A 24,601-nucleotide genomic window follows, 5' to 3' on the forward strand; every position below is an offset into this window, starting at 1 on the left:
TCGGCCGTTTCCATTTAGAAAAAGGTATATATTATGCCCAGTTATACAGCCCCTGTCCGCGATACCCAGTTCATCATAAACAATGTCCTAGGGATCGAACGCTTCTCCAATTTGCCCGGATTTGAAAATGCTAGTCCGGACATGATAGATGCCATCCTGACCGAGGGTGGGAAATTTATTGAAAATGTGCTCTTTCCGCTCAATCAAGTGGGTGATCAGGAAGGTTGTACCCGCCATGATGATGGCAGCGTGACCACGCCAACCGGTTTCAAAGACGCCTATCAGCAATATCGGGAAGCTGGTTGGGGAACCTTGGGTGCTCCGGAAGAATTTGGCGGTCAGGGTATGCCGCACATCGTTTCAATGGCTTTTGAAGAATATATGGCTAGCGGTAACATGGCTTTTGCGATGTATCCCGGCCTGACCCACGGTGCGATTTCGTCGATTTTGGCAAAAGGCAGCCAGGAACAGAAAGAGAAGTTTGTTCCCAAGATGGTGTCTGGTGAATGGACTGGAACCATGAATCTTACCGAGCCCCATTGCGGCACCGATCTGGGACTAATCCGTACCAAGGCAATGCCCAACGACGATGGCAGCTTTGCGATTACTGGCACGAAAATCTTCATTTCGTCTGGTGAACACGATATGGCGGAGAACATCATCCACCTCGTACTGGCAAAGACTCCCGATGCGCCTGATAGTGTAAAAGGTATCTCGCTGTTCATCGTGCCGAAGTTCATCGTTGGTGATGATGGGTCACTGGGCGAGCGCAATGCGGTGTCATGCGGCTCGATCGAGCATAAAATGGGTATTCACGGAAACTCCACCTGCGTCATGAATTATGACGGGGCGACCGGATATCTGGTGGGTGAAGAGAATAAAGGTCTCGCCGCGATGTTTATCATGATGAACGTCGCGCGTCTTGGCGTGGGACAGCAGGGATTGGGCGTAGCGGAAGTCGCTTACCAAAACGCGGTACACTACGCGAATGATCGCCGGCAGGGACGAGCGCTCACAGGGCCGAAAGATCTCGATGAGAAAGCCGATACGCTGTTTGTGCATCCTGATGTCCGCCGCATGTTGCTGGATGGCAAGGCGTTTACCGAAGGCATGCGGGCGCTATGTTTATGGGCTGCCCTTCAGGCGGATCTTGAAAACAAGGCGCAGACCGAAGAAGAGCGCGAAATGGCAGATGATCTGCTTTCTCTGCTGACACCGGTCATTAAAGGCTATGGCACAGACAAAGGCTATGAAGTCGCAACTAATGCCCAGCAAGTTTATGGTGGCCACGGTTACATTGCGGAATGGGGTATGGAACAATATGTCCGCGATGCCCGGATTGCGATGATTTATGAGGGCACGAATGGTGTTCAGGCAATGGATTTGGTTGGCCGTAAACTGGCTCAAAATGGTGGCCGCGCCGTCCAGAGATTTTTCAAAGTAGTGGATGACGAGTGTGCTTCCGCCAAGAGCAATGGGAAGCTTGCGGATTTTGCCACGCGTCTGGAAAAGACAAATGGCGAACTCAAGGCTGCAACCATGTGGTTCATGCAAAATGGCATGGCGAACCCCAATAATGTGGGAGCCGGCGCGCATCACTATATGCACATGATGGGTATTGTTGCGCTTGGTCTGCAATGGCTGCGCATGGCGGAGGCGGCGCAAGCAGCCCTTGATTCAGGCGCTGATAACTCTGCTTTCTATGAAACCAAGCTAATGACAGCGCGTTATTTTTCTGAACGTTTCATGCCCGAAGCAGGAGCTTTGCGGCGTAAAATTGAAGCCGGGAGCGAAGCGATTATGGCACTCGAGCCGGATATGTTCGCTGTAGCTTAGGGGCGCTGAGGAACGCTTTCAGGCTGCTTCGTTCCGTTCGGCGTTCTGAAAGGCTTCTTCCCATTGTCCCAGATTCTGGCGGGCATCCTGCACAAAGGGTGACCGCCGGATATTCCATAGCGCGAAGTCGTTGACCAATCGGCCAAGCAATCGCATCGGACGTTTAACCTGAATCAGCAGAATGATGCGTCGCTGGTCGGTATCATTGTGCACTTGATGAAAATAGCTGTCGTCAAACACCAGCCATTTTCCTTCGTTCCAGTGCAGGTCCATATCTTCCACCTGCATGGTACATTTCTCCGGTGGGTGCGGAATCGACAGCCCGAGATGGCAGGTCACTAACCCCCGCGTAACGCCGCGATGCCGGGGAATAACCGCTCCGGGGTCGAGGATGGAGAAAAACGCCGAGTTGAGGTCAGGAATTTTTTTCACCAGTGCAGCGGTTACCGGAGCCCGGGCGCAATTTTCCGGTACTTCAAATCCGTAGCCGACCAGAAAGAACGAACGCCAATTACCGTCGCCGGCAATACGGGCGTGATCTGGAGAGATTTCTTTCAGCGGCGGCACAGCATCGCGAAAGCGCAATATCTGGCTGGCTTCTGTGGCAATCATTCGCCAGTTCTCTGCAACCTCCGCGGTCCAATCAAATGTCTCAGGATCAATGATCGGGGAAACCGGTATGCGGGATTGTGAGGAAGTAATCCTGTTCAGGCTATTGCGTAGCCGTTTTCCGACGGAGATTATTAATGGTCGCGGCGCGGGTGAATTTGCCTTTGTGTTTCCGTTTAAATTGGTCATGGCTTTCGCTCTCACAACAATAGTGACCCGACCCTGTTGTACTGATTTTACCGCCAAATGTGACGAAATTTCGACAAAGAAGCGACTTGATTCTGTCATCGCGGCATTGACGTTATGAATACGGCAAACGGTTACGGGATTGCGATGAATGAACAAAAAGCCCCGGACTACCGCCTTTTCCACCCAAATTATCGCGGGCAACTGGACTAGCGGCAGCGATTGTCGCAAACCCTTTCAGGACAGGGGAATGATCTGCATCAGGAGTATATGCAATGCATTCCAAAACCACACAAAAACGCGCGCTTCGGTTGACACCGTACCTGCTGACGGCAGGGCTCGGATTGTCAGTTGCTGCCAACGCCGCTTCGCCGACGGAAGAGGCCGGCGTCGAACAGACAGCCGCGCAAGAAGCACCCGCTGATGATGCCATGTCTGAAGTTCCAGCACCCACCATTGATACCAACGGCGATGGTACGCCCGATGCATGGGATCGCAGTGGCGACGGTGCGCCGGACGCCTGGGACACAGATGCTGATGGCAAGCCGGATTTGCTCGACGACGATGGTGACGGCAAACCCGATTAAGCCCATAAAAGTTACCCTCAGGGTCGCAAAGTGAAAACGCCGGTTGGCTTTAGTTGGCCGGCGTTTTTTCCGGTCCGAATAATTCATCAAACATGCTCAGCATCGCTGCCTTGCTCTGCCGATCAGCCGAAGCATCATAGGACACAGCATCAAGAGGCTTGCTGTTGCTGGCCGGATCAGTGAATCCGTGCACCACGCCTGAATAAATATGCATATGGCAATTTGCGCCTGCAATATCCATTTCTTCGAGGAACGCCCGCACCTGCTTAGGCGGAACCAGCGGGTCGGCCCGTCCGTGACAAACCAGCACGCGGGGAATGATTGTTCCTCGCTTGGCCGGGAGCGGCGTCGCCAATAGCCCGTGGAAACTGACGACCAGCGCCAGGTCTTCGCCGCCGCGCGCCATTTCCAGAACGATTTCACCGCCCATGCAATAGCCTATGGCGGCCAGACGGTGATTGGCGAGTTTGGACCGTACCCGCAACTCGTCGAGAGCGCAGCGAAACCGTTCGCGATAATATTCCGGATCAGCGCGCAACTCACCAGCCAACCGGCGGCCTTCCTGCATATCGGTAATCTCGCCCTTGCCATATATGTCGCAAACCATCGCGGAATAGCCGATAGAAGCAAGCCATTTTGCCCGGTCAAACATAATCTGGTTGGGTCCGGCAATGGTCGGCACGATCAATATCGCCGCGCGGGGATACCGGCTTGGCTGGGCCATATAGCCAGCCAGTTCGACGTCACCATGTCGATAGGTGAAGGTGGTTACTTCGATTGAGCTCATTCTTCAGGCAAGAACTCAGGCACGGAGAGATATCGCTCGCCGGTGTCGTAGTTAAACCCGAGTACCTTGGCGCTGTCGCCAAGCTCGGGCAGTTTTTGCGCGATTGCCGCCAGCGTTGCGCCGGAGCTTATGCCCACCAGCATGCCTTCTTCCTTGGCGGCGCGCAGTGCCATCGCTTTTGCGTCCGCAGGCTCGACGGTGATCGCACCGTCAATGCTTTGGGTATGCAAATTGCCAGGAATGAAGCCGGCACCAATGCCCTGAATTGGGTGCGGTCCAGGTTGACCACCGCTGATGACCGGCGAACCTGCCGGCTCAACCGCATAAACTTTCAAGCCCGGCCACTTTCCCTTCAGCACTTCTGCAACGCCCGTGATGTGCCCGCCGGTGCCGACGCCAGTGATTATTGCATCGAGCGGATTATCCTTGAAATCTTCATAGATTTCCAAAGCGGTGGTGCGTTTGTGCACTTCAAAATTCGCTGGATTTTCAAACTGCTGCGGCATCCATGCTCCAGGAGTGCTGTCGATCAATTCCTGGGCGCGCTCAATGGCACCTTTCATGCCCTTTTCTTTTGGGCTGAGATCGAAGGACGCGCCATAGGCCAACATCAAACGGCGGCGTTCCAGCGACATCGATTCAGGCATCACCAATATCAGCTTATAGCCTTTAACAGCCGCTACCATTGCGAGGCCAACACCGGTATTGCCCGATGTCGGTTCGATAATCGTACCACCGGGTTGTAGCGCGCCGGATTTCTCGGCATCTTCGATCATCGCCAATCCGATGCGATCCTTGATCGAACCACCGGGATTGGAGCGTTCCGATTTGATCCAGACGTTGGCATCACCAAACAGGCGCTGCATTTTGATATGCGGTGTATTTCCTATTGTTTCCAATATGCTGTTAGCAATCATTATCTTGGCTCCTAATTAGTGTCTTTACCGATTTCTGCTGAAACCGGTTGTAAATTCTCTGGCGGATCAAAAGTCTTTGCCGCACCCAGTTGCGGAAACAACCGCGACCATAATCCGACAACTGCTATAGCACCTGCACCGCCCGCGACAATGGCTGCGATGGGACCAAATAACACGGCGAGTCCGCCCGACAATGCATCACCCAATTCATTGGACGCGCTGATCGTCATCTGGCTGACGGCATTGACCCGCCCGCGCTTTTCATCGGGCGTGTGCAGCTGGATCAAAGAACTGCGCACATAGACGCCGAACATATCGGCGGCACCGCAAATGGCGAGGCAGAACATTGACAGAGGGAGAGATTTACTGAAGCCAAAGCCGATAGTCGCGAGCCCGAATACTGCCATTGCCACCAGCATAATATTTCCGACATTCTTCGACAAAGGCGCGAAGGAGAAAATGCCTGCAACGATAACCGCGCCGACGGCTGGTGATGCAGCAAGCAGAGACAAGCCGATTTCTCCCGCACCCAAGATGTCTTTGGCAAAGACCGGGATCATGGCGGTCGCTCCGGCCAGAAACATCACCAGTAAATCAAGCGTTATTGCGCCCAGGACCAGTTTATTCGTCCAGACGTAAGACATGCCATCCATTACCTGCTTGATTGGACCTTTGGTACGATCAATCGCGCTGCGCGCAACGGGTCCGATCATGAAGATCGCGAGCATCGCCAGCGTGTAGAGCGCGGTTGACACAAAATAGGGCAGTGCAGGTGCAATCTTGTAAAAAGGCCCGGCCAGCCCCGGTCCGGCAATTACCCCGACTTGCCACGCAATTGTCGAGAGTGCGATGGCGCGGGGCAGCGATTCTTTCGGCACGAGATTGGGTGCGAGTGAGGTGATGGCAGGGCCAAGGAAGGCACGGCAGATTCCAAGCAAAACCGAGATGCCGTAGATCCACCACAAAGTAATATGTTCAGTTAAGGTCAGCAATGCCAATGCGAGCGCGATTATTGCTTGTGCGCCGAGCACTGTCCGCGCAATCCACCTGCGGTCGAGATGATCGGCAACCCAGCCGACCAATGGGGTCAAGATAAACAAAGGCACAAACTGCAGCAAACCAAGCAGCCCCAATATGCCGGCTGACGCACCAATGCCCATGTCTTCGCGTGCCAAGTTATAGGCTTGCCAACCGAGGATCAGCATCATGGAGTAAAGCGCGATCATTGATGCAAGTCGCGAAAACCAGAGATAGCGAAAATTAGCTATGGTAAAGGGATGAGGGGCAGATGTGCTCACACCCTATCTGCTAGCGACAACCTGTCATCGCTGCAATCGCTTCGTCTATTGGATTGAGCAAATTCCTCAGCGTATTTCGTCGAATAGGTCTGGTCAAACCGCCTTGCTTTGTGGCAACCCGTGTCAACAGGGATCGAGACGGCAGCAGCCGCGGAAGAGGATAAACCATGAAAATAGGCAACTTGATGCTGGCCGTATCGCTGGCGGCATTGACCGTGACCGGCTGCAAGAAGGTCGGCGATACGCCAGATGCAGCCGCGTCGATGGAAATTGACGAGAGCGGTGCGTGGGGCGAATTTCTGTCGACGTTTCTCGATGGTTATTTTCCGGTCAATCCCACTTTTGCGGTCTATCAGGGCAAGCATGAATTTGACGGGCAATTGCCTGACTGGAGCGCGAAGGGCATCCAGAAAGCGATCAGTGTTCGCAAACAGGCGATTGCTGATGCCAAAACCATTGATGCCGCAGACCTGAGCGATGTGGAAAAGTTCGAGCGTGACTATCTGGTCAGCGTCATGGAAGGCGAGCTTTTCTGGATTGAAACAGCAGATTGGCCGCACAAGAACCCGGCCTATTATTCCGGTGCGCTTGATCCCAATGTCTATATCGCCCGGCCTTATGCCGATGCCGAAACGCGGATGAAGGCGTTTATCAAATATGCGAATAATATTCCCGCCGCAGCGGCGCAGATCAAGGCCAATCTAAAGCTGCCACTGCCGGAAACTTACCTGAAATACGGGCAGGCCGCTTTCGGAGGCTTTGCGGATTATTTTACCGGCGATGCGAAGGCCGCCTTTGCCGAAGTGAAGGACGTAACGCTGCAAGAGGAATTTGATGTGGCGGCTGCGGCAGCAGCAGCGGCGATGAAAGATCTTTCCGGGCATATTGGTTCTGTTCCGACAACCAGAGACGGCTATGCGCTCGGTGCTGATAAATTTGCCGCAATGGTGAGCAAGACTGAAGGTGTTAATATTACGCTCGACGAATTAGAGGCGATTGGCCGCGTGGATTTGAAACGCAATCAGGAGGCGCTGGCCGAAGCTTGTAGCAAATTTGCGCCCGGTGCCAGCATTGTGGATTGCTTTGCCAAAATGGCGGCGAACAAACCCGAAAACGGTCCGGTGCAGGAAGCGCGCGATCAATTGCCGCCGCTGAAGGCCTTTCTGATCGAAAAGGATCTGGTTTCGATCCCCGGCACCGAAGAGGCGCAGGTCGAGGAATCGCCTCCCTATAACCGCCAGAACAGTGCCTATATTGATATTCCCGGACCATATGAAACGGGTTTGCCGAGCGTCTATTATATCTCGCCGCCGGACCCGAGTTGGGATGATGCAACTCGCGCAGCCTATATTCCGGGCAAGATGGATTTGCTGGGCACGACGATCCATGAAGTCTGGCCGGGGCATTTCCTGAATTTTCTCCACGCCAATCGCGCCAAATCCATCTTCGGCAAGCTGTTCGTCGGCTATGCCTTTGCGGAAGGCTGGGCGCATTATACCGAGGAAATGATGGTCGATGCGGGCCTGCATGATGGCGACCCCGAAACCAAAATCGGGCAGCTTTCCAATGCGTTGTTGCGCAATTGCCGTTATCTCTCCGCCATCGGTCTGCATGCGAAGGGCATGACCGTTCAGCAGAGCCTCGATATGTTCCAGAACGAATGTTATCAGGACAAGGGCAATGCGACCCAGCAAGCAGCACGCGGAACCTATGATCCGGCCTATCTGAACTACACGATGGGCAAGCTGATGATCCGCAAATTGCGCGAGGACTGGACCGGTGGTGACCGCAAAAAATGGAAGGCGTTTCACGACGAGTTTCTGAGCTACGGTGGTCCGCCAATCCCGATGGTCCGCGCGGCAATGATGAAGGAAGCGGAAGCGAAGGCGGTTTTCTAGTGGGTGAGGACAATATTTGTTTGATATAACAGATAATGGACTCCGGCCAATGTGCACCTAAAAGAGGATGTGAACGAACAGAAGGATAAACCATGGCTACGACGCTGAAAATCCTCATCGCGATATTCGGGATCACCTGCATGATCATTGCGCTGGTCCATATTGCCATCGGACCCTCTGCCATCCCCGGCTCTGTGCCAGTGAACGCCACGATGGATAGCGAAGACCGCTTTTATGCGACGCTATTCCTCGGTTTTGGCGCGGCGCTTCTGTGGTGTAGCCAGAATTTGCGGGCACGCGGTGGCGTTTTTCAAGCGCTCTTGCTCGTCTTCTTCCTAGGCGGCGTGGCGCGTTGTGTGTCGGCGATGCAGGTTGGACTGCCGAACGAATTTTTCCAGCTTATGTGGGCGCTGGAACTGATCTTGCCGCCGCTATTCTGGCTTTGGTGGCGTAAATACTATCGCGATCCTGCCATTGGCTGACCGTGCTCTTATGGAAGACAGCCTTGCAGCTGTAGCGGATTCCGGCGCGGAGTTGCGGCACGGCCTGTTCGAGCGCTTTTTCGCAGCCTATCCGGACCGGCGAAAAACTTTTCTCAATGTTGAGGCAGCGTCGATCCGGATGACTGACGAGACGTTGGAAATGATGCTCGGCCTCGCTGGCCAAGAACAATGGGTCTGGCCGCTGGTGACAGAGCTTGTCTTTACGCATCGCAGCTACGGGCGGTTGCCGATGGAGGAATATGACGCCTTCATCGACCTCTCGATCGACGAACTGGCGCGCCATGCGGCGGACCACTGGAATTCCGGAATCGACGCAGCGTGGCGGCGGCAGGCGGCGCGATTAAAGACAATGATCGTGCAGGCGCGCGCAGAATGGGAAGCGCTGATGCCGCCCGGCTATGTGGAGGAAATGAGCTAGGCGAGGGCTTGCCGTCGCTTTATAAACACCCGCCTTACAAAAGCCGCGTTCAATCCCTATATGATAAGTACGTTGCAACGATCCATTACTCGCGCCAGCCTCAGACGGGGGTTCTTCACGGTCGAAAATCCATTTGATCGGTTCTTTTGCGGCTGGTCCCGAGACGGGCCAATCGCCGCCAACATATTCGCCGACGCGCAATATTATCGCCTCGCATCATCGCCGCGCCGTTACCGCCGCCTTCATTTCCGTTGTTCCCGAAAGGACTCCATCATGGCCAAATCACAGAAGAAATCGAACCGCGAAATTCGTAAGCCCAAGGCCGCGAAGATCAAAACCAATGCGTCCAATCCATCGGACAAAGCCGGTGTGGTCAAAGGCCTTGAAAATATGAAAAATAACCGCAGCAAATAGTAGCATAAGGAAGGTCGTAACCCATGCGTGTAAAAGCCAGCATTTGCCGGGAACAGGAGGCGTGCCAGCTAGATTTGGCAGCCAATGATCCGCTCGAAAGTCGCCGCAAAGTGGCCGCCGCCGCCGCTAAAGCCTGGGGCCTAGAGGCCATTCAGGCGGAGAAGCGCGAGGCGGGGCAGGTAAGCCTGGTTGACAAGATGGACGCAGAAATCACGCACGAATTTGCGGAAGATGCAGAGGCTGAAAAACGTGGATATACCCATTAGGTTGATGATCGCTTATAGTCTGATCGCTCTGATAATTATCGCGCTGGGCACCACAATCTATGTGGTTCGCAAGAAACGGAAAGACCGGGGCTGGTGATCTCAGGCTGCCGCCGATTACAGACTCAAGCTACCTCCACAAAACTATCCAGCACCCGCTTGCTTCCGCTCTTTTCAAACGCGATCTCCAGCTTATTGCCTTCTTTCTCCATCACTTCGCCATAGCCGAATTTGGTGTGGAAGACGCGCATGCCGATGCTGACATCCTCGCGGCCTTTATTGCCCAGCGAGACCGCGCTGCTGCGGGCCTCTTTTATCGTGCGCGGATTGGTGTCGAAGCCGCCGCCAGAAGATGAAACTGCAGCGCGCTGCCAGCCGGGCCCGCGCTGGCCTGCGCGCGTGGCATTTGCGGCGGCGAGATGGGCGAAAGGATCGCTGCGTTCGCTCCAGTTGGCGCGCCACAGGCTTTCGCCGCCGGACATGCTGGATTCCGTTTCGATATGATCTTCCGGCAACTCGCCGATGAAGCGCGAAGGAATAGAGCTGGTCCATTGACCGTAAATACGCCGGTTGGCCGCGTGGAAAATCGTGCATTTCTGTTTGGCGCGCGTGATCGCGACATAAGCAAGGCGGCGTTCTTCCTCGAGCGAAGCAAGCCCGCCTTCATCCAGACTGCGCTGCGAGGGAAACACGCCTTCTTCCCATCCGGCGCAAAATATATGGTCAAACTCCAGCCCTTTTGCGCCGTGCATGGTCATGATCGTGATTTTGGCCTCATCGCTTGCCGCATCATTGTCCATGACCAGCGAGACATGCTCGAGAAACTCGCCGAGCGTTTCATATTCTTCCATTGCGCGGGTGAGCTCGGTCAGATTCTCCAGCCGCCCCGCAGCCTCTGTCGAGCGATCCGCTTGCAGTGATCCGGTATAGCCGCATTCATCCAAAACAATCCGTGCCAGTTCGGCATGGGGTGTTTCTGCGGCCATTTCCCGCCAGCGGCCAAAGCTGCGCGTCAGCTCGGTAAGCGTACTGCGGGCGCGGGCAGCGAGTTCGTCGGTATCGCAAATGGAAAGCGCGGCGGCGGCTAAAGGCGTTCCTTGCGCGCGCGCCAGCCGGTGAATTTTCTCCACAGTTTTATCCCCAAGACCACGCTTGGGCACATTGACGATGCGCTCAAAGGCGAGATCATCGGCAGGCTGGGCGATCACCCGGAGATAGGCGAGGGCATCGCGAATTTCTGCGCGCTCATAGAATCGGAAACCGCCGATAATTTTATAGGGCATGCCGATGCTGATAAAGCGATCCTCAAACTCGCGGGTTTGAAATTGCGCGCGGACGAGAATGGCGATGTTGTTAAGTGAAACTTGCTTGATCTGCTGTAGCGCCTCAATCTCATCACCCGTGCGGCGTGCTTCCTCGGGACCATCCCAGACCCCGATAACCTGCACCTTCTCGCCGTCTACCTCAGCTGTCCACAACGTCTTGCCAAGGCGACCCGAGTTGTGGTTGATCAGCCCCGAAGCAGCGGCAAGAATATGCGGCGTGGAACGATAATTCTGCTCCAGCTTGATTACTTTCGCGTCGGGAAAGTCCTTCTCGAAACGCAAAATATTCGCGACTTCCGCGCCGCGCCAAGAGTAGATACTCTGGTCATCATCGCCGACGCAGCAGATATTCTTGCGCTCCTGCGCGAGCAGCCGCAGCCAGAGATATTGCGAGCTATTGGTGTCCTGATATTCGTCGACGAGAATATATTTGAAGCGCTCCTGATAGAGCTTCAATATCTCGCGGTTGGTTTTGAGCAGGTTGAGAATATGCAGCAATAAATCACCAAAATCGCAGGCGTTCAGTGCCTTGAGCCGCGCCTGATAGGCGGCATAAAATTCCTGTCCGCGACCATTGGCATAGCGCTCATTCTCGTTGGTATCCAAATCAGCGGGGTTGAGCCCTCGGTTTTTCCATTGGTCGATCAGCCCGGCGAGCATCCGCGGCGGCCAGCGCTTTTCGTCCAGTTCCGCTGCCTGCACGAGCTGCTTGAGCAAGCGCAGCTGATCGTCGGTATCGAGAATGGTGAAGTTGCTTTGCAACCCGACCAGCTCGGCGTGGCGGCGCAGCATTTTCGCGCCGATACTATGAAAGGTTCCGAGCCATGGCATGCCTTCAAATGCCTCGCCGACGATCGATGCGATCCGCTCCTTCATTTCGCGCGCGGCCTTGTTGGTGAAGGTCACTGCCAGTATTTCTGATGGCCAGGCCTTTTGCGAATAGACAATATGCGCCAGTCGACGCGTGAGCGCAGCGGTCTTGCCCGTTCCCGCGCCCGCCAGAACCAGCACTGGCCCTTCCGATGTCAGCACTGCCTCGCGCTGCGGCACATTTAATCCGCGAACATAAGGCGGATCGTTTTCAGCAGGAATCTTGACAGTTTCAGACATGGTGAACAGTTAGGGAACATCGCCAGCGACGGCAAGACCAATATGCCCCAAGGTACAGCTACGATTCATTGCTGCGCTGCAATATAGATTATTAATAATTACGAAGTAGAGCCCCCGAACGATAACGAACGGATAAGATAATGAGCAAAAGACTGATGTTTAGCGCGGTACTGGCGACCATCTTGATGGCGAGCACCACCGCTTATGTAGAAACAAGCGCAGATCACAATGAAACCGCCTCGGCGTTTGAGTCGGCAAACGGTTAATTTGAAATTTCAGCAGCGGGCCGCAGAATATGCAGGCGCGCCTTGCCGCTGTCTCTCGTGCAATCGAGGTCGAAACCATCGACCTCGATTTTTTCATGTCTGGATGTTTCAATAGCGATCCAGGCTGACCGCGCGAACCAGCCAAGACGACCGAGCTTATCTAAAGCCACGGCTCCTGCGCCGCTATCATAGGGTGGATCCATTAAAATGAGATCATGGGCGTTTCGGGCGGGGCCAAGGTGCAATGCCGATCCAATCCGGATATCGGCAGATGCACCCAGTGTTTCGATATTTTTCTCCAGTGCTTTTACCGCCTGCTGATCTTGCTCGACAAAGGTGCAATGCGCTGCACCACGCGACAATGCTTCCAGCCCCAAAGCGCCCGAACCGGAAAACAGGTCCAGTACCTGCAAATCCACAAAATCGCCCAAGCGGCTGATCAGCATGGAAAAAAGCCGTTCCCGAGTGCGATCTGCGGTCGGACGGGTCGTATCCCCCTTTGGAGCGACTATTTTTCGCCCGCGCCACTGGCCAGCGATTATCCGCATTATTTCAAACTCTTTCTGAATTTTACCAGATCATGCTGGCGCACAACTTCAATCTCGCCCTTCTGCAGATCGCCCAGTACAAACGGGCCATAGCGGGTGCGGATAAGGCGAGATACTTCCAGACCAAAATGCTCCAGCACCCGCCGGACTTCACGGTTTTTGCCTTCCGTCAGTGTCATCTCGATCCACTGGTTGCGGCCTGTACGCCGCTCCAGATTGGCGGTGATCGGACCATAATGCATGCCCTCAACGGTGATCCCGCGATACAGCTCTTCCAGTTGATTTTGGGAGATTTCGCCAAAGGTCCGGGCGCGATAAGTGCGTTCGATGCCATTTTTGGGTAATTCCATTTCGCGCTTGAACTCACCATCGGTGGTCATCAGCAGCAGGCCTTCGGTGTTCATATCCAGCCGGCCAATTGGCATGACACGCTCCATTTCCGGTAGCACATCATAGATGGTCTTCTTGCCGGTAAAGTCGCGTTCGGCGGTGAGATAGCCATTGGGCTTGTGAAACCGATACAGCTTTGCGGGCGCAGGTTCGGCTACCGGTTTGCCATCGACGGTTATGCCGGTTAGATTCTTGAGCAGCAGCGAAGGATGCTCCACCAGATCACCATTGAGCGCAATCCGCCCATCATCAATCATCCGCTCTATCTCGCGGCGAGATGCAACACCGGCACGGGCCAGCAATTTGGCGATGCGCTGGCCCTCGCGTTTCTCTCCCGAAGGAGCAGCTTTTGGCTGGGCAGGGGCTTTGCCGCCGCGCACTGGCCTAGCTTTGTAGATTTTCGGTTTTTCCTCATTGGTCATGAGCTGCGCATGGCGGAAAAAAATAAATCCCGCAATCTGTAACCTTTGTTTTGGTCTCTACGAATGCCATTGTAGTTGCAGATGTGGAGCGTTTCAGATGAACAAGTTAATCCTATCAGCATTGGTTGCAGGCGCAGCTTTTGCAGGATTCATGAGTGCCCAAATCGCCCAGTCAGCTGAAGCTGGTTCCACATCCATAACAACACCCGCACAAATCTCTTTCCTCGTGACACTAGCCGGGTCGCAAAATGACGACAACATCCAATCCCGCAATCCTGTTGTCGTTGAGTTATTCACCAGTCAGGGATGTTCGTCCTGTCCCCCTGCAGATATGCTGGCCTCCCGGCTGGCGAAAGACAGCTCCCTGCTGGTGATAACGCGCCCCGTCACATATTGGGACCGGCTGGGGTGGAAGGATACGTTGGCCAAAGAAGACAACACGCGTCTCCAACGCGCTTATGCCGAAAAGGGTCTTCAAGGCTCCGGCGTTTATACCCCGCAAATGGTTGTCAATGGCGGCGGCGGTGCGGTTGGCAGCCGTGAAAATGATGTGCGTTCGCTGGTTCGCCTGGCCCAGAAAGCATCGGCGCCTACAATTGAAACGTCACGCGATGACAGCGGCCAGATGATCGTGACGATTTCCGGAAAGACCCGTCATATGGCGGGAGTTTCCTTGATTGCAATGAGTTCATCGGAAAAGGTCAATGTGGGGCGGGGTGAGAACGGCGGGCGAATTTTGCACTATACTAACGTCGTGAAAGCAGAGCGCAATCTGGGTAGCTGGACAGGCGAACCGGTCAGCTTTGTTCTGAATAATCAGGATATCAACGTCTACGGCGCCGATAAATACGCGATTGTCGTGCAACAACCCGGCGCAGGGGCGATTATTGGCGCAAAGCTGCTTGAAATATAGTCACCTTACACGCCCCGAAATAAAATCAAGCTGGCATTCAGGCAAATAGGCGCTAAAGATTTCCCCTTGGTTTGAGGGAGAGTTGGCGTGAGTGAGCAAGCAGCAGATTTGGGTTGGCGCGGAATGCTTCCGGCGGGTGTCCGGCCCTATAGTGAAGCTGCGCCGCTAGCCGCCCTGTTTCTAGGGATTTCCTCTGCATTGCCGCTGACCATGATTGCCGCGACTTTGACCACCAGACTAGCCCAGGCGGGCATCGAGAAGTCGACCGTTACCGCCTTTGCTCTGACATTTCTTGCGTATAATTTTAAATGGCTCTGGGCTCCGATTATTGATGTGGTGAAACTGCCTATTATCGGACGTGTTGGTCAACGCCTTTCCTGGTTGATCGTGACCGCAGCATTGGCGATGGTGGCGATCATCTACTTGGGCTCGCTTGACCCCGCCAAAGGCATTGGTGCTGTCGCAGTTGCGGCAATCATGGTCGGTGTCGCAGGGGCGACGTTTGATGTCGTGATCGACGCTTACCGCATTGAACTGCTGGAGCCGGAACAACTGGGTGTCGGTTCTGGCATGTCGCAATATGGCTGGCGCATTGGTGCTGCCACCGCTGGTGCTGTCGCTTTGGTCGTCGCGGCGCGGACCAACTGGTCGATTGCTTATTATGTTTGCTCGTTATTCGCGCTGTTTGCCGTAATCGTCGGTCTGATCATGCGCGAGCCCAGCCGTCGTCAGGAACCGATGGCGCTTAAAGGCCCGATCGAGGCGGCCATTGCCTATGTCAGCCCACTGATGGAATTTTTCAAACGGTCAGGCGCATGGATCGTATTGCTCTTTGTACTGGTACATAAAATTGGCGACACGCTGGCGAACCTGACCTTCCGGCTGCTTTTCGAAGACCTTGGATTTACGAATGACGAGATTGCATTTTACGATGTCAGTCTCGGGTTCTTCGCATTCCTTATCGGTATTTTTATTGGCGGTATCGTCTATTCAAGGCTTGGGATGAAAAAGGCGGTGATGCTGAGCCTTGTGCTTATGGCCATAAGTAATTTGTCATTTGCCGGACTTGCAGCGGCTGGTCACAGCAACTGGGGTATGGCAGCGGCAATCGGCTTTGAAAATTTTGCCAGCGGCGTTGGCGGAGTAGCGGTGGTGGCCTATCTATCTGCGTTGTGTAACCTGCAATTTACCGGAACGCAGTTTGCGCTCCTATCGGCGGCGGCAAGCATATTGGGGCGTTTCTTGACGGGCACGACGGCGGGCTCGCTGATCGAGGGTATGGGCTATGTGAATTTCTATCTGCTTACGACCGTTGCGGCGCTCCCTGGTGTCGTCATGTTCTGGTTGATGATCCGGTCCGGACTGGTTGATAAATCATTGGGCACGGCAGGCAGTGTCCATTCTGACGAGAAGGCAGACGAAGCGGGAGCGCCCTCCTAATCCGGCACCTGCTCATTGGCGCGTAATACTTCGCCTGCGAGATAAAGCGATCCTGCAATTAAAACTGTCGCATTTTTGCTAATCTTCAATGCCTTGAGTGCAGACGCGACTTCGGGTTGTTCAGATAGATTTTCGCCATGATTAGCGAAAGCCCCGGCATCATGGGATTCATGATTGGCTACAGGTACGACTGTAACACTGGACAATTTTTCCTTGAGAGGCTCGACAATGGCAGAGGGGTCCTTATTTGCCAGCATACCGATAATTAAATCAATCGACCCCGCTTCATAATCTGCGAAATGCTTGGCCAAGGCCAGTCCGGCGCTGACATTATGGCCCCCATCGACCCAAACTTCCGCATCACCCGGGAGTAAATGGGTCAGCGGTCCGGCGATCAGCAAATGCATCCGGCCCGGCCATTGTGCCCAGCCCATGGCTGCCTTCAACGCGCCGGTAGATATTTGAACCTTATCCTGATGGCGGAGCATCGCAACAGCGAGAGCCGCATTATCCGCCTGATGTGCGCCGACCAGCGCGGGCAGGGGAACGTTGAGTTTGCCATCCCGATCTTTGTAATGCAGCTGGCCTTCATAAATGGCAGCATCCCAATCGTCACCGCGCGAGTGAAATTGGGCACCGACCTTCGCGCAATGATCTGCAATCACTCGGGCCATATCTTCACGATATTTCTGGGTGAGTAAAGGAACGCCGCGCTTTGCAATGCCCGCCTTTTCCCAAGCAATGCGCACATCCGGATTGGCTGGCGTGCCTTCTTCCGGCGACAGCAGAAAGCCTTCATGGTCGATACCCAGCGCCGCGATGCCGGTGGCGACAGGATTAGATACAACATTGGTTGCATCTAGCCGCCCGCCAAGGCCGACTTCCAGCACGCAGGCATCGGCGGGCGTTTCAGCAAAGGCCAGCATCGCCGCAGCTGTTGTGGCTTCAAAGAAGCTGGGGTTGATATCTTCGCTGATATCGAGAACGCGGGCGAGCAGTTCGACAAGATATTCATCCTCAATCAGCTTGCCTGCGATCCTTATGCGCTCGTTAAACCGAACCAGATGCGGACTGGTGTAGACATGGCATTTCAAGCCTTCCGCCTCGATCGCAGCGCGCAGAAAAGCGCAGGTGGAGCCTTTGCCATTGGTCCCGGCGACGTGAAAAACCGGCGGCAGTTTTTCGTGGGGATTGTCGAGACGGCCTAGCACTTCGCTGATCCGCTCCAGCCCCAGCACATCGCGGCCGGGCGAGAGCATGGTGAGCCGGTCTAGCTGCTTTTGTACCGCCGGATGATCGGATTTAGCCCCGTCTGCCATGTTTGGTGCGCCTGTTTAGGCCGCGTCTTTCCAGGCCATGAGATAGCCCATCGTCCGCGCCAGTTCCGCGCGCAGTTCTTTGCGGTGGACGATCATGTCGAGCATGCCGTGGTCCCGATAATATTCCGATGTCTGGAAATCATCGGGGAGTTTTTCGCGGATCGTATTTTCGATCACCCGCCGGCCAGTGAATGCCAGTGTCGCATCCGGTTCGGCAATCTGGATATCGCCGAGCATGGCATAGGCGGCCATAACGCCACCGGACGTCGGGTCGGTCAATACAACGATATAGGGAATACCAGCTTCGCGCATCATCGAGATGGCGACGGTTGTCTTCGGCATCTGCATGAGCGACAAAGTGCCCTCCTGCATCCGCGCGCCGCCCGAAGCGGTAAAGCAGATGAACGGGCATTGATCGGCGATTGCGCGCTTGGCGCCAGCGACAAAGGCTTCGCCAACCGCCAGCCCCATAGAGCCGCCCATGAAGGCAAAATCCTGAACCCCGACCACACATGGGATGTTCTCAATCGTGCCTTTGACGTTGATAAACGCATCCTGCTCGCCAGTCTGGGTTCTGGCCGCTTTCAGCCGGTCAGCATATTTCTTCTGGTCTTTAAACTTGAGCGGGTCTTCCTGCACCTTGGCCCAGGGAATGAGCTTCCAGCTATTCTCGTCCATGATCTGTTTGAAACGCAGCATTGGCCCAATCCGCCCGTGATGCTCGCATTTCGGACAGATATGCATATTATCCTCAAATTCCTTGAGAAACACCATCGCTTCGCATTTTTTGCACTTGTGCCAGAGATTATCAGCCGTTTCCTTCTTGGTGATGGATGCGATTTTGTTGCGAACATTGCTTAGCCAGGACATTTTCTGTTCCTCAAAATTCAGAATATTTCAGCGCGCCGACCTGATAGCATCGGAAAGCGTTTTGACATAGTCCCGAACATAAGGCGCGGCATCTTTGCCATATTGACCCACAATTTCGACTATGGCGGAACCCACCACGACACCATCCGCAACTTTTGCGATTTCGGCAGCTTGTTCCGGTGTGCGGACGCCGAAGCCAACCGCGACCGGCAGGTCCGTTCGGGCTTTCAGGCGCGCAACTGCCTCTTCGATGCTGGCCTGCGCGGCCTGTTGCAGGCCGGTGATGCCGGCGACCGAGACATAATAGAGGAAGCCGGAGGCGTTGTTCAGGATGGTGGGCAGGCGGGCGGCATCGGTGGTCGGCGTGGCGAGGCGGATCACAGCAACATTTTTGCCGCGCAGGGCATCGCCGAGGCTCTCGTCCTCCTCGACCGGGATATCGACGCAGATCACGCCGTCGACGCCGGCTTCAACACAGGCATCGGCGAACCATTCCGAGCCGCGGATGGTCATCGGATTGGCATAGCCCATCAGGATCACCGGCGTGTCGGGGTGGCGCTGGCGGAATTCGGCGGCGATCCGGAAGATGTCGGCGGTCTTTGTGCCCGCCGCAAGGCTGCGGATATCCGCTTCCTGGATCGACGGGCCATCGGCCATCGGATCGGTGAACGGCATGCCAAGCTCGATGATGTCGGCTCCGCCTTCGACGAGGGCGTCGAGGATAGCGCCGGTGTCTGCAGGGGTTGGGTCGCCGCCGGTGACGAAGGTGATGAGCGCTGCGCGGTGGCCGGGAAAGGATTGGGAGAGACGGGTCATAGTTTAGAAACGTACTTTCGCCTTGACTGAACAACTCTGACGATACCGCTAGACACGACCAGAAAGAGAAACAAGAAATTTAGGACATGGATGGTGATTGCGCTGGTTGGACATTTGTGAAGTTCAAACAGAGAATATTTTCCGGGATAGGGAAGTTGATCACAAAGGCTGTCAAACTGAGGAAGAATCGGAATTATGAATGTTGCAGTCACCCCCAAAACTATACTGAAGGCAGCGATCAAAAGATAATTTGCGAGTTTGATCACATATACGGGACCCCTACTAAATAGACCTGAAAATGACCAATAAACAGCCAAGACAATTATGCATATCTTGGCCTGAGATATCGCGAGTTCCTTGAAAAATTCTCCCAACCAGTTTTCTTCAGAAGCTGGGTGAAGTCCGGCGAGCAATTCTGATGTGAAGTATATGACGGCGAAGGGTGAAATTATAATCGCCAACGATATCGCGAAACCGCGCATTCCAGCTGTCAAACTTTCACGATTCAAATCTCCGTTCCCAAAGCCTCGGCGACGGTAAAGATATCCTTGTCGCCGCGACCGCACAGGTTCGCCAGGATGATTTGGTCGCGGTCCATCTTTACCGCTTCGCGGGTGACCGCGGCGATCGCGTGGGCCGGTTCCAGCGCCGGGATGATGCCTTCGGTGCGGCAGAGCAGCTGGAAGGCGTCGAGCGCTTCGGTGTCGGTTGCGCTGTCATAATCGACGCGGCCGGATTCTTTGAGCCAGCTATGCTCGGGGCCGATGCCGGGATAGTCGAGGCCAGCGCTGATCGAATGGGCTTCGTCAATCTGGCCGTCTTCATCCTGCAGCAGGTAGGTTTTATTTCCGTGCAATATGCCGGGAGAACCACCAGCCAGGCTCGCCGCATGCTGTTTTTTGAGCCCATGACCCGCCGCTTCCACGCCCAGCATCTTAACATCTGGATCATCGAGAAACGGATGGAAAAGCCCAATCGCATTGGACCCGCCACCAATGGCCGCGACCAGCAGGTCTGGTAGGCGTCCAACTCGATCCAACATTTGTGCGCGGGCTTCCTTGCCGATAACGGATTGAAAATCCCTGACTAATTCCGGATAGGGGTGAGGGCCAGCCGCCGTGCCGATGATGTAAAATGTATCATGCACATTGGCGACCCAGTCTCGCAACGCCTCGTTCATGGCGTCCTTGAGCGTGGCGGAACCACTGGTTACCGGTACAACCTTCGCGCCGAGCAAACGCATCCGGAAAATATTCGGTTTTTGCCGCTCGATGTCGGTTGCGCCCATGAAAATGGTGCACGGAAAACCAAAGCGGGCGCAGACCGTTGCCGTCGCCACGCCATGCTGCCCCGCGCCGGTTTCCGCGATAATCCGGGTCTTGCCCATCCGCCTGGCAAGCAGGATTTGGCCGATGCAATTGTTGATCTTGTGCGCGCCGGTATGGTTGAGCTCATCACGCTTGAACCAGATTTGGGCGCCTTTGCTCTGCGCGGCACCTTTGCGAACTTCCGCGGTCAGGCTTTCGGCATAATAGAGCGGCGACGGGCGACCGACATAGTTGGCGAGCAGATCATCAAACTCCTCGGCAAACGCCGGATCAGCTTGCGCGGCGCGATACTGCTTCTCCAGATCAAGGATCAGCGGCATCAGCGTTTCAGCGACATAACGCCCGCCAAATTCGCCAAAATGACCTCGATCATCAGGCATATTGCGGAAGCTGTTTGGAGTTGTTTCCGGTTTATTCATTCGCTCTCGATATCCGTTTGCCCTGAGCCTGTCGAAGGGTGATCGCCACGCCCGTTCCTACTTCGACAAGCTCAGTACGAACGGGGTCTAACGCGAGGCATCAAACTCCCGAACCGCTTGGCAAAAGGCGGCGATCTTGTCCACATCTTTGACGCCCGGCGCGGATTCAACGCCGGAGGAGACATCGACCAATGGCGTGTTGGTTGTTTTGAGCGCTTCGGTGACGTTCTCAGTATCCAGCCCGCCAGCTAGCCCCCACGGGATTGGGTGGTCGTGACCCGCTAGTAAGGACCAGTCAAAAGCGACGCCGTTTCCGCCCGGCAATGCCTTGGCCGGGGTATCGAACAATATCCGGTCAATCGCGCCAACATACCGGCTGCTGCTTTCAAGCGAAGCCTGATCGCGCAGGCCGAAGGCTTTCCATACCTCCAAACCGGTCTGCTTGCGCACAATTTTGACCCATTCTGGTGTTTCGCTGCCATGAAACTGGATTACGTCCGGTCGAACGGTGGCGATGGCCTGACTGGTCAGTTTCGGATCGGCGTTGACCAGCAACTGCACAACCTTGACCTCGGCAGGCACACGGCGGCGCAGTTTTGCTGCATCTTCCAGCGATATGTGGCGAGGGCTTTTCTCGAAATGAACGAGACCGATATGAGTCGCCCCTGCCGCAATGGCCGCGTCGACAGTCTCTTCAGTTGAAAGGCCGCAGATTTTAATCAAACTTCTTTGTTGCTGGTTCAAAATTATTCCGTACATTTAGTTTAGTTTGTTAGCGGCGTAATCAGCTTGGGGGTCAGAGCGCAATATATAAATTCTGTATTTCGGGCATTCTCCTATTTTTCTTGGTTTCTTGCGGCGCTGTGACCGAAGGTGCGGAGATGGCGGAAACCGCGGTTGAGCGGCTTCATATGGATTACAATGCGGAACGATTTGACAAAATTTATGACGCTGCCACCAAAGAATATAAGGCGGCTACGACACGAGAAATGAATAATCGATTGTTCAAAACAATTCGCAAGCGGCTTGGAAAGGTAGTGGATGCGAAACGAACTGGCTGGAATGTAAATGCAACCACCAATGGAACCTTCGTTTCACTTGTTTACGAGACGGAATTTGAAAAAGGGAAGGGTCAGGAATCTTATCAAATGAAGGTTTATGACGGTTCGGCCAAAATGAACGGATTTAATGTTAACTCACCGGAACTGATGGTTGAACTGGAAGAGTAGTTAAAGCGTCCCCTCTATTGCGCGCGCAGCAGCGTTCGGATCGTCAGCGCCGGTAATCGGCCTTCCAATCACCAGCACACTAGCGCCATTGTCCCGCGCCTGCCGCGGGGTCACAGTGCGTTTTTGGTCGCCCATTTTACCGCCTTTGGGTCGCAGGCCCGGGACAACAAAAAACCCGTCTTTCCAGGCTTTATGCGCAGTTGCGACTTCGTTGCCGGAGCAAACAATACCATCCAGTCCGGCTTCCTGCGCCAATCCGGCCAGCCGCTCGACCTGATCATGCGGCGAGCCAGCATAGCCGATTTTTCCCATGTCGCGCTCGTCGAGTGATGTCAGTAATGTCACGCCAACAACTTTGGTGTGCCCATTGGCTGCCGCCTTCGCGTCCTCCATCATCGCCCGTCCGCCGGACGCATGAATGGTAACAATGGCAGGTTCCAGCACATTGATCGCCTGCATCGCCTTGGCAACAGTGTTAGGAATGTCGTGCAGCTTGAGATCCAGGAAAATAGGCAGGCCGATTTTCTGAATTTCATGGACACCATGATGGCCGTGCGCGCAAAAAAACTCGAGGCCGAGTTTCAGGCCACCGACGTGACCTTTGACCGATTTTGCGATTTCAATCGCGCGGTCCAGATTTGGCGTGTCGAGCGCAACAAAGACCGGATTGCCCATTATGTGCCGGCCTTATCGGTGTTCTCCGGAGAGACGGCTGGTTTGGCGGGTGATGTTGAAATTTGCTCCTTGCTCAGATCAAGCGGGGCAGGCGCTGGCGGTGGGGCAGTATAATTCGGACGGGCTGCGTCTTCCAGCGTCTTGATCCGGCGTTTCAGTCGCCAACTGGATGTGCGCCACAATAGCCATGTCGGAACAAAGCCGGCCAGAAAGGCTCCCAGAGCAAAAGTGGATACCCGCGCTTCAATTATCGCCGCGCCAACATCGAGCGAAGATCGAGTCTCGTTACTCCACCAGAAAATGAAACAGCCTACCAGCAGCAGGACCCACAAAAGTATTTTGATAAATTGCATGCAGTGCCTTTTTGTAATTCAATAGTGTCAGTCTATGCCGAAATTACAAGAATGACCAGAGGCAGACGTTATTCTCCAAAAACCCGCGCGAAAATGGTTTCAACATGCTTGAAATGATAATCAAGGTTGAAACGGTCTTCGAGTTCTTCGTGTGACAGCTTGGCCGTCACATCAGGGTCGGCTTTCAGGAGATCAAGCAGGGCAATCTCACCGTCTGATTCCCAGACTTTCATGGCGTTGCGCTGGACGATGCGGTAGCTATCCTCGCGGCTGATACCTGCCTGCGTCAGCGCAAGAAGGACACGTTGGGAGTGAACAAGCCCGCCCATACGGTCGAGATTTTTCTGCATCCGTTCAGGATAGATTAGCAGCTTTTCAATAACGCCGGTGAGGCGCGCTAGTGCGAAGTCCAGCGTGATTGTGGCATCTGGCCCAATCATCCGCTCGACCGAACTATGCGATATATCGCGCTCATGCCACAGCGCGACATTCTCCATAGCGGGCATTGCATAGGAGCGGACCATACGGGCGAGGCCGGTAAGGTTTTCCGTCAGAATAGGGTTGCGTTTATGCGGCATCGCACTGGAGCCTTTTTGCCCCGGTGAAAAATATTCTTCTGCCTCCAGAACTTCGGTGCGTTGCAAATGGCGCACTTCAACGGCTAGCCGCTCAACTGATGAGGCAATCACGCCGAGCGTCGCAAAATATTGTGCATGGCGATCACGCGGGATGACCTGTGTCGAAACCGGTTCAACTTCCAGGCCCAGTTTCGCCGCGACATGCTCTTCGACCTTGGGATCGATATTGGCGAATGTCCCGACCGCGCCGGAGATCGCACAGGTGGCAATTTCCTTGCGGGCCAGCACCAGGCGTTCGCGATTGCGTTCAAACTCGGCATAGGCTTGTGCGAGTTTTAGGCCGAAGGTCACCGGCTCGCCATGAATGCCGTGGCTGCGACCAATGGTCGGCGTAAATTTATGTTCGTAGGCGCGTTCTTTTATAGCCGCTAACAGCGCGTCAATGTCGGCCAGCAATATATCAGATGCGCGCGCGAGCTGAACCGCAAGGCAAGTATCGAGTACATCACTGGAAGTCATGCCCTGATGCATAAACCGCGCTTCCTCGCCGACATTTTCTGCAACATTGGTAAGAAACGCGATCACATCATGTTTTACTTCGCGTTCAATTTCATCAATTCGGTCCACGTCAAACGCGCCTTTTTCCCAAATCGCTTTCGCAGCTTCTTTCGGCACCACGCCTATTTCGGCCAGCGCGTCCGTCGCATGGGCTTCAATTTCGAACCAGATTTGAAATTTGGATTCAGGTTCCCAAAGGGCAACCATTTCAGGGCGGGAATAGCGCGGGATCATTTTTTAGTTCCTTGAAATTCGAAAAGCTGGTTTATTCACGGGCAAATAACCTTCGTGATTTGCGGACGCGCTAGCAGCATGATCATGAGTCG

At 54.6% G+C, this 24,601-nt stretch carries 28 protein-coding genes; 13 read left to right on the forward strand and 15 right to left on the reverse strand.

Features of this window, described 5'->3' with window-relative positions:
* Positions 1–33: 33 nt before the first annotated feature.
* A complete protein-coding gene (locus tag HF685_RS00345) occupies positions 34–1,836 on the forward strand; it encodes an acyl-CoA dehydrogenase C-terminal domain-containing protein (RefSeq protein ID WP_168817592.1) in 1,803 nt (600 codons plus the stop codon).
* Positions 1,837–1,854: 18 nt separating this feature from the next.
* Here HF685_RS00345 and HF685_RS00350 read toward each other — a convergent pair whose 3' ends face one another.
* Entirely contained in the window at positions 1,855–2,448 is a 594-nt protein-coding gene (locus HF685_RS00350; protein WP_211051269.1) for an aspartyl/asparaginyl beta-hydroxylase domain-containing protein, read from the reverse strand.
* Positions 2,449–2,497: 49 nt separating this feature from the next.
* Here HF685_RS00350 and HF685_RS16040 point away from each other — a divergent pair, with 49 nt between their 5' ends.
* Together HF685_RS16040 and HF685_RS00355 are read left to right on the forward strand one after the other, a co-directional pair.
* Positions 2,498–2,752 carry a hypothetical protein gene (locus HF685_RS16040; RefSeq protein ID WP_211051271.1) on the forward strand — a complete coding sequence of 85 codons (255 nt, stop codon included), beginning with the start codon at positions 2,498–2,500 and terminating at the stop codon, positions 2,750–2,752.
* Positions 2,753–2,906: 154 nt separating this feature from the next.
* Positions 2,907–3,218, forward strand: a complete 312-nt coding sequence (locus HF685_RS00355) for a hypothetical protein (protein ID WP_168817596.1) — start codon at positions 2,907–2,909, stop codon at positions 3,216–3,218.
* A gap of 49 nt (positions 3,219–3,267) precedes the next feature.
* Here HF685_RS00355 and HF685_RS00360 read toward each other — a convergent pair whose 3' ends face one another.
* From HF685_RS00360 to HF685_RS00370, 3 genes are read right to left on the reverse strand one after another with little or no spacing between them, the layout of a single operon-like run.
* A complete protein-coding gene (locus HF685_RS00360; protein WP_168817598.1) occupies positions 3,268–4,005 on the reverse strand; it encodes a dienelactone hydrolase family protein in 738 nt (245 codons plus the stop codon).
* Positions 4,002–4,922 carry a cysteine synthase A gene (gene cysK / locus HF685_RS00365; protein ID WP_168817600.1) on the reverse strand — a complete coding sequence of 307 codons (921 nt, stop codon included), beginning with the start codon at positions 4,920–4,922 and terminating at the stop codon, positions 4,002–4,004. Before cysK ends, HF685_RS00360 begins: the two co-directional genes overlap by 4 nt.
* Positions 4,923–4,933: 11 nt before the next feature.
* Positions 4,934–6,220, reverse strand: a complete 1,287-nt coding sequence (locus HF685_RS00370) for an MFS transporter (RefSeq protein ID WP_168817602.1) — start codon at positions 6,218–6,220, stop codon at positions 4,934–4,936.
* Between the two features lie 167 nt (positions 6,221–6,387).
* Here HF685_RS00370 and HF685_RS00375 point away from each other — a divergent pair, with 167 nt between their 5' ends.
* From HF685_RS00375 to HF685_RS00400, 6 genes are all read left to right on the forward strand, one after another.
* The gene (locus HF685_RS00375) at positions 6,388–8,118 is read left to right on the forward strand and encodes a DUF885 domain-containing protein (RefSeq protein ID WP_168817604.1); all 1,731 of its coding nucleotides are present in this window, start codon (positions 6,388–6,390) and stop codon (positions 8,116–8,118) included.
* Between the two features lie 92 nt (positions 8,119–8,210).
* On the forward strand, positions 8,211–8,600 hold the full coding sequence (locus HF685_RS00380) for a DUF4345 domain-containing protein (RefSeq protein ID WP_168817606.1): 390 nt from the start codon (positions 8,211–8,213) through the stop codon (positions 8,598–8,600).
* Positions 8,593–9,039, forward strand: a complete 447-nt coding sequence (locus HF685_RS00385; RefSeq protein WP_168817608.1) for a globin — start codon at positions 8,593–8,595, stop codon at positions 9,037–9,039. The genes HF685_RS00380 and HF685_RS00385 overlap by 8 nt, the downstream gene beginning before the upstream one ends.
* Positions 9,040–9,312: 273 nt before the next feature.
* The gene (locus HF685_RS00390; RefSeq protein WP_168817610.1) at positions 9,313–9,453 is read left to right on the forward strand and encodes a hypothetical protein; all 141 of its coding nucleotides are present in this window, start codon (positions 9,313–9,315) and stop codon (positions 9,451–9,453) included.
* Between the two features lie 23 nt (positions 9,454–9,476).
* Complete coding sequence (locus tag HF685_RS00395; protein ID WP_168817613.1) at positions 9,477–9,719, forward strand: hypothetical protein; 243 nt, start codon at positions 9,477–9,479, stop codon at positions 9,717–9,719.
* A 4-nt stretch (positions 9,720–9,723) separates the two neighbouring features.
* Positions 9,724–9,816 carry an LPXTG cell wall anchor domain-containing protein gene (locus HF685_RS00400; RefSeq protein WP_168817615.1) on the forward strand — a complete coding sequence of 31 codons (93 nt, stop codon included), beginning with the start codon at positions 9,724–9,726 and terminating at the stop codon, positions 9,814–9,816.
* 25 nt (positions 9,817–9,841) lie between these two features.
* Here HF685_RS00400 and HF685_RS00405 read toward each other — a convergent pair whose 3' ends face one another.
* Complete coding sequence (locus HF685_RS00405) at positions 9,842–12,151, reverse strand: ATP-dependent helicase (RefSeq protein ID WP_168817617.1); 2,310 nt, start codon at positions 12,149–12,151, stop codon at positions 9,842–9,844.
* Between the two features lie 140 nt (positions 12,152–12,291).
* On the opposite strand from HF685_RS00405, the gene HF685_RS16470 reads away from it, so the two are divergent.
* Entirely contained in the window at positions 12,292–12,417 is a 126-nt protein-coding gene (locus HF685_RS16470; RefSeq protein WP_281352807.1) for a hypothetical protein, read from the forward strand.
* Here HF685_RS16470 and rsmD read toward each other — a convergent pair.
* Positions 12,414–12,965 carry a 16S rRNA (guanine(966)-N(2))-methyltransferase RsmD gene (gene rsmD, locus HF685_RS00410; RefSeq protein WP_246218674.1) on the reverse strand — a complete coding sequence of 184 codons (552 nt, stop codon included), beginning with the start codon at positions 12,963–12,965 and terminating at the stop codon, positions 12,414–12,416. The two genes, HF685_RS16470 and rsmD, sit on opposite strands and share 4 nt — an antisense overlap.
* Positions 12,965–13,777, reverse strand: a complete 813-nt coding sequence (locus tag HF685_RS00415; RefSeq protein WP_168817619.1) for a pseudouridine synthase — start codon at positions 13,775–13,777, stop codon at positions 12,965–12,967. The genes rsmD and HF685_RS00415 overlap by 1 nt, the downstream gene beginning before the upstream one ends.
* Before the next feature lie 97 nt (positions 13,778–13,874).
* On the opposite strand from HF685_RS00415, the gene HF685_RS00420 reads away from it, so the two are divergent.
* Together HF685_RS00420 and HF685_RS00425 are read left to right on the forward strand one after the other, a co-directional pair.
* A complete protein-coding gene (locus HF685_RS00420; protein WP_168817621.1) occupies positions 13,875–14,690 on the forward strand; it encodes a DUF1223 domain-containing protein in 816 nt (271 codons plus the stop codon).
* 123 nt (positions 14,691–14,813) lie between these two features.
* Entirely contained in the window at positions 14,814–16,130 is a 1,317-nt protein-coding gene (locus tag HF685_RS00425) for an AmpG family muropeptide MFS transporter (RefSeq protein ID WP_168821063.1), read from the forward strand.
* Here the strand turns inward: HF685_RS00425 and HF685_RS00430 are convergent.
* The 5 genes from HF685_RS00430 to HF685_RS00450 all read right to left on the reverse strand — a co-directional run bounded on the left by HF685_RS00430 (position 16,127) and on the right by HF685_RS00450 (position 21,626).
* On the reverse strand, positions 16,127–17,449 hold the full coding sequence (locus HF685_RS00430) for a bifunctional folylpolyglutamate synthase/dihydrofolate synthase (RefSeq protein ID WP_168817623.1): 1,323 nt from the start codon (positions 17,447–17,449) through the stop codon (positions 16,127–16,129). The genes HF685_RS00425 and HF685_RS00430 overlap by 4 nt on opposite strands.
* 15 nt (positions 17,450–17,464) lie before the next feature.
* On the reverse strand, positions 17,465–18,319 hold the full coding sequence (accD, locus tag HF685_RS00435; protein WP_168817625.1) for an acetyl-CoA carboxylase, carboxyltransferase subunit beta: 855 nt from the start codon (positions 18,317–18,319) through the stop codon (positions 17,465–17,467).
* A gap of 27 nt (positions 18,320–18,346) precedes the next feature.
* A complete protein-coding gene (gene trpA / locus HF685_RS00440; RefSeq protein WP_168817627.1) occupies positions 18,347–19,135 on the reverse strand; it encodes a tryptophan synthase subunit alpha in 789 nt (262 codons plus the stop codon).
* Between the two features lie 505 nt (positions 19,136–19,640).
* Entirely contained in the window at positions 19,641–20,882 is a 1,242-nt protein-coding gene (trpB, locus tag HF685_RS00445) for a tryptophan synthase subunit beta (RefSeq protein WP_168817629.1), read from the reverse strand.
* 87 nt (positions 20,883–20,969) lie between these two features.
* Complete coding sequence (locus tag HF685_RS00450) at positions 20,970–21,626, reverse strand: phosphoribosylanthranilate isomerase (protein WP_246218675.1); 657 nt, start codon at positions 21,624–21,626, stop codon at positions 20,970–20,972.
* A gap of 119 nt (positions 21,627–21,745) precedes the next feature.
* Here HF685_RS00450 and HF685_RS00455 point away from each other — a divergent pair, with 119 nt between their 5' ends.
* Positions 21,746–22,111 carry a DUF3887 domain-containing protein gene (locus HF685_RS00455; protein WP_168817633.1) on the forward strand — a complete coding sequence of 122 codons (366 nt, stop codon included), beginning with the start codon at positions 21,746–21,748 and terminating at the stop codon, positions 22,109–22,111.
* On the opposite strand, the gene pyrF is transcribed toward HF685_RS00455, so the two are convergent.
* From pyrF to purB, 3 genes are all read right to left on the reverse strand, one after another.
* Positions 22,112–22,786 carry an orotidine-5'-phosphate decarboxylase gene (pyrF, locus tag HF685_RS00460; protein WP_168817635.1) on the reverse strand — a complete coding sequence of 225 codons (675 nt, stop codon included), beginning with the start codon at positions 22,784–22,786 and terminating at the stop codon, positions 22,112–22,114.
* Complete coding sequence (locus HF685_RS00465; protein WP_168817637.1) at positions 22,786–23,139, reverse strand: LapA family protein; 354 nt, start codon at positions 23,137–23,139, stop codon at positions 22,786–22,788. Before HF685_RS00465 ends, pyrF begins: the two co-directional genes overlap by 1 nt.
* Positions 23,140–23,207: 68 nt before the next feature.
* The gene (gene purB / locus HF685_RS00470; protein ID WP_168817639.1) at positions 23,208–24,509 is read right to left on the reverse strand and encodes an adenylosuccinate lyase; all 1,302 of its coding nucleotides are present in this window, start codon (positions 24,507–24,509) and stop codon (positions 23,208–23,210) included.
* Positions 24,510–24,601 lie beyond the last annotated feature (92 nt).

This window comes from Parasphingorhabdus halotolerans (assembly GCF_012516475.1).
GTDB lineage: Bacteria > Pseudomonadota > Alphaproteobacteria > Sphingomonadales > Sphingomonadaceae > Parasphingorhabdus > Parasphingorhabdus halotolerans.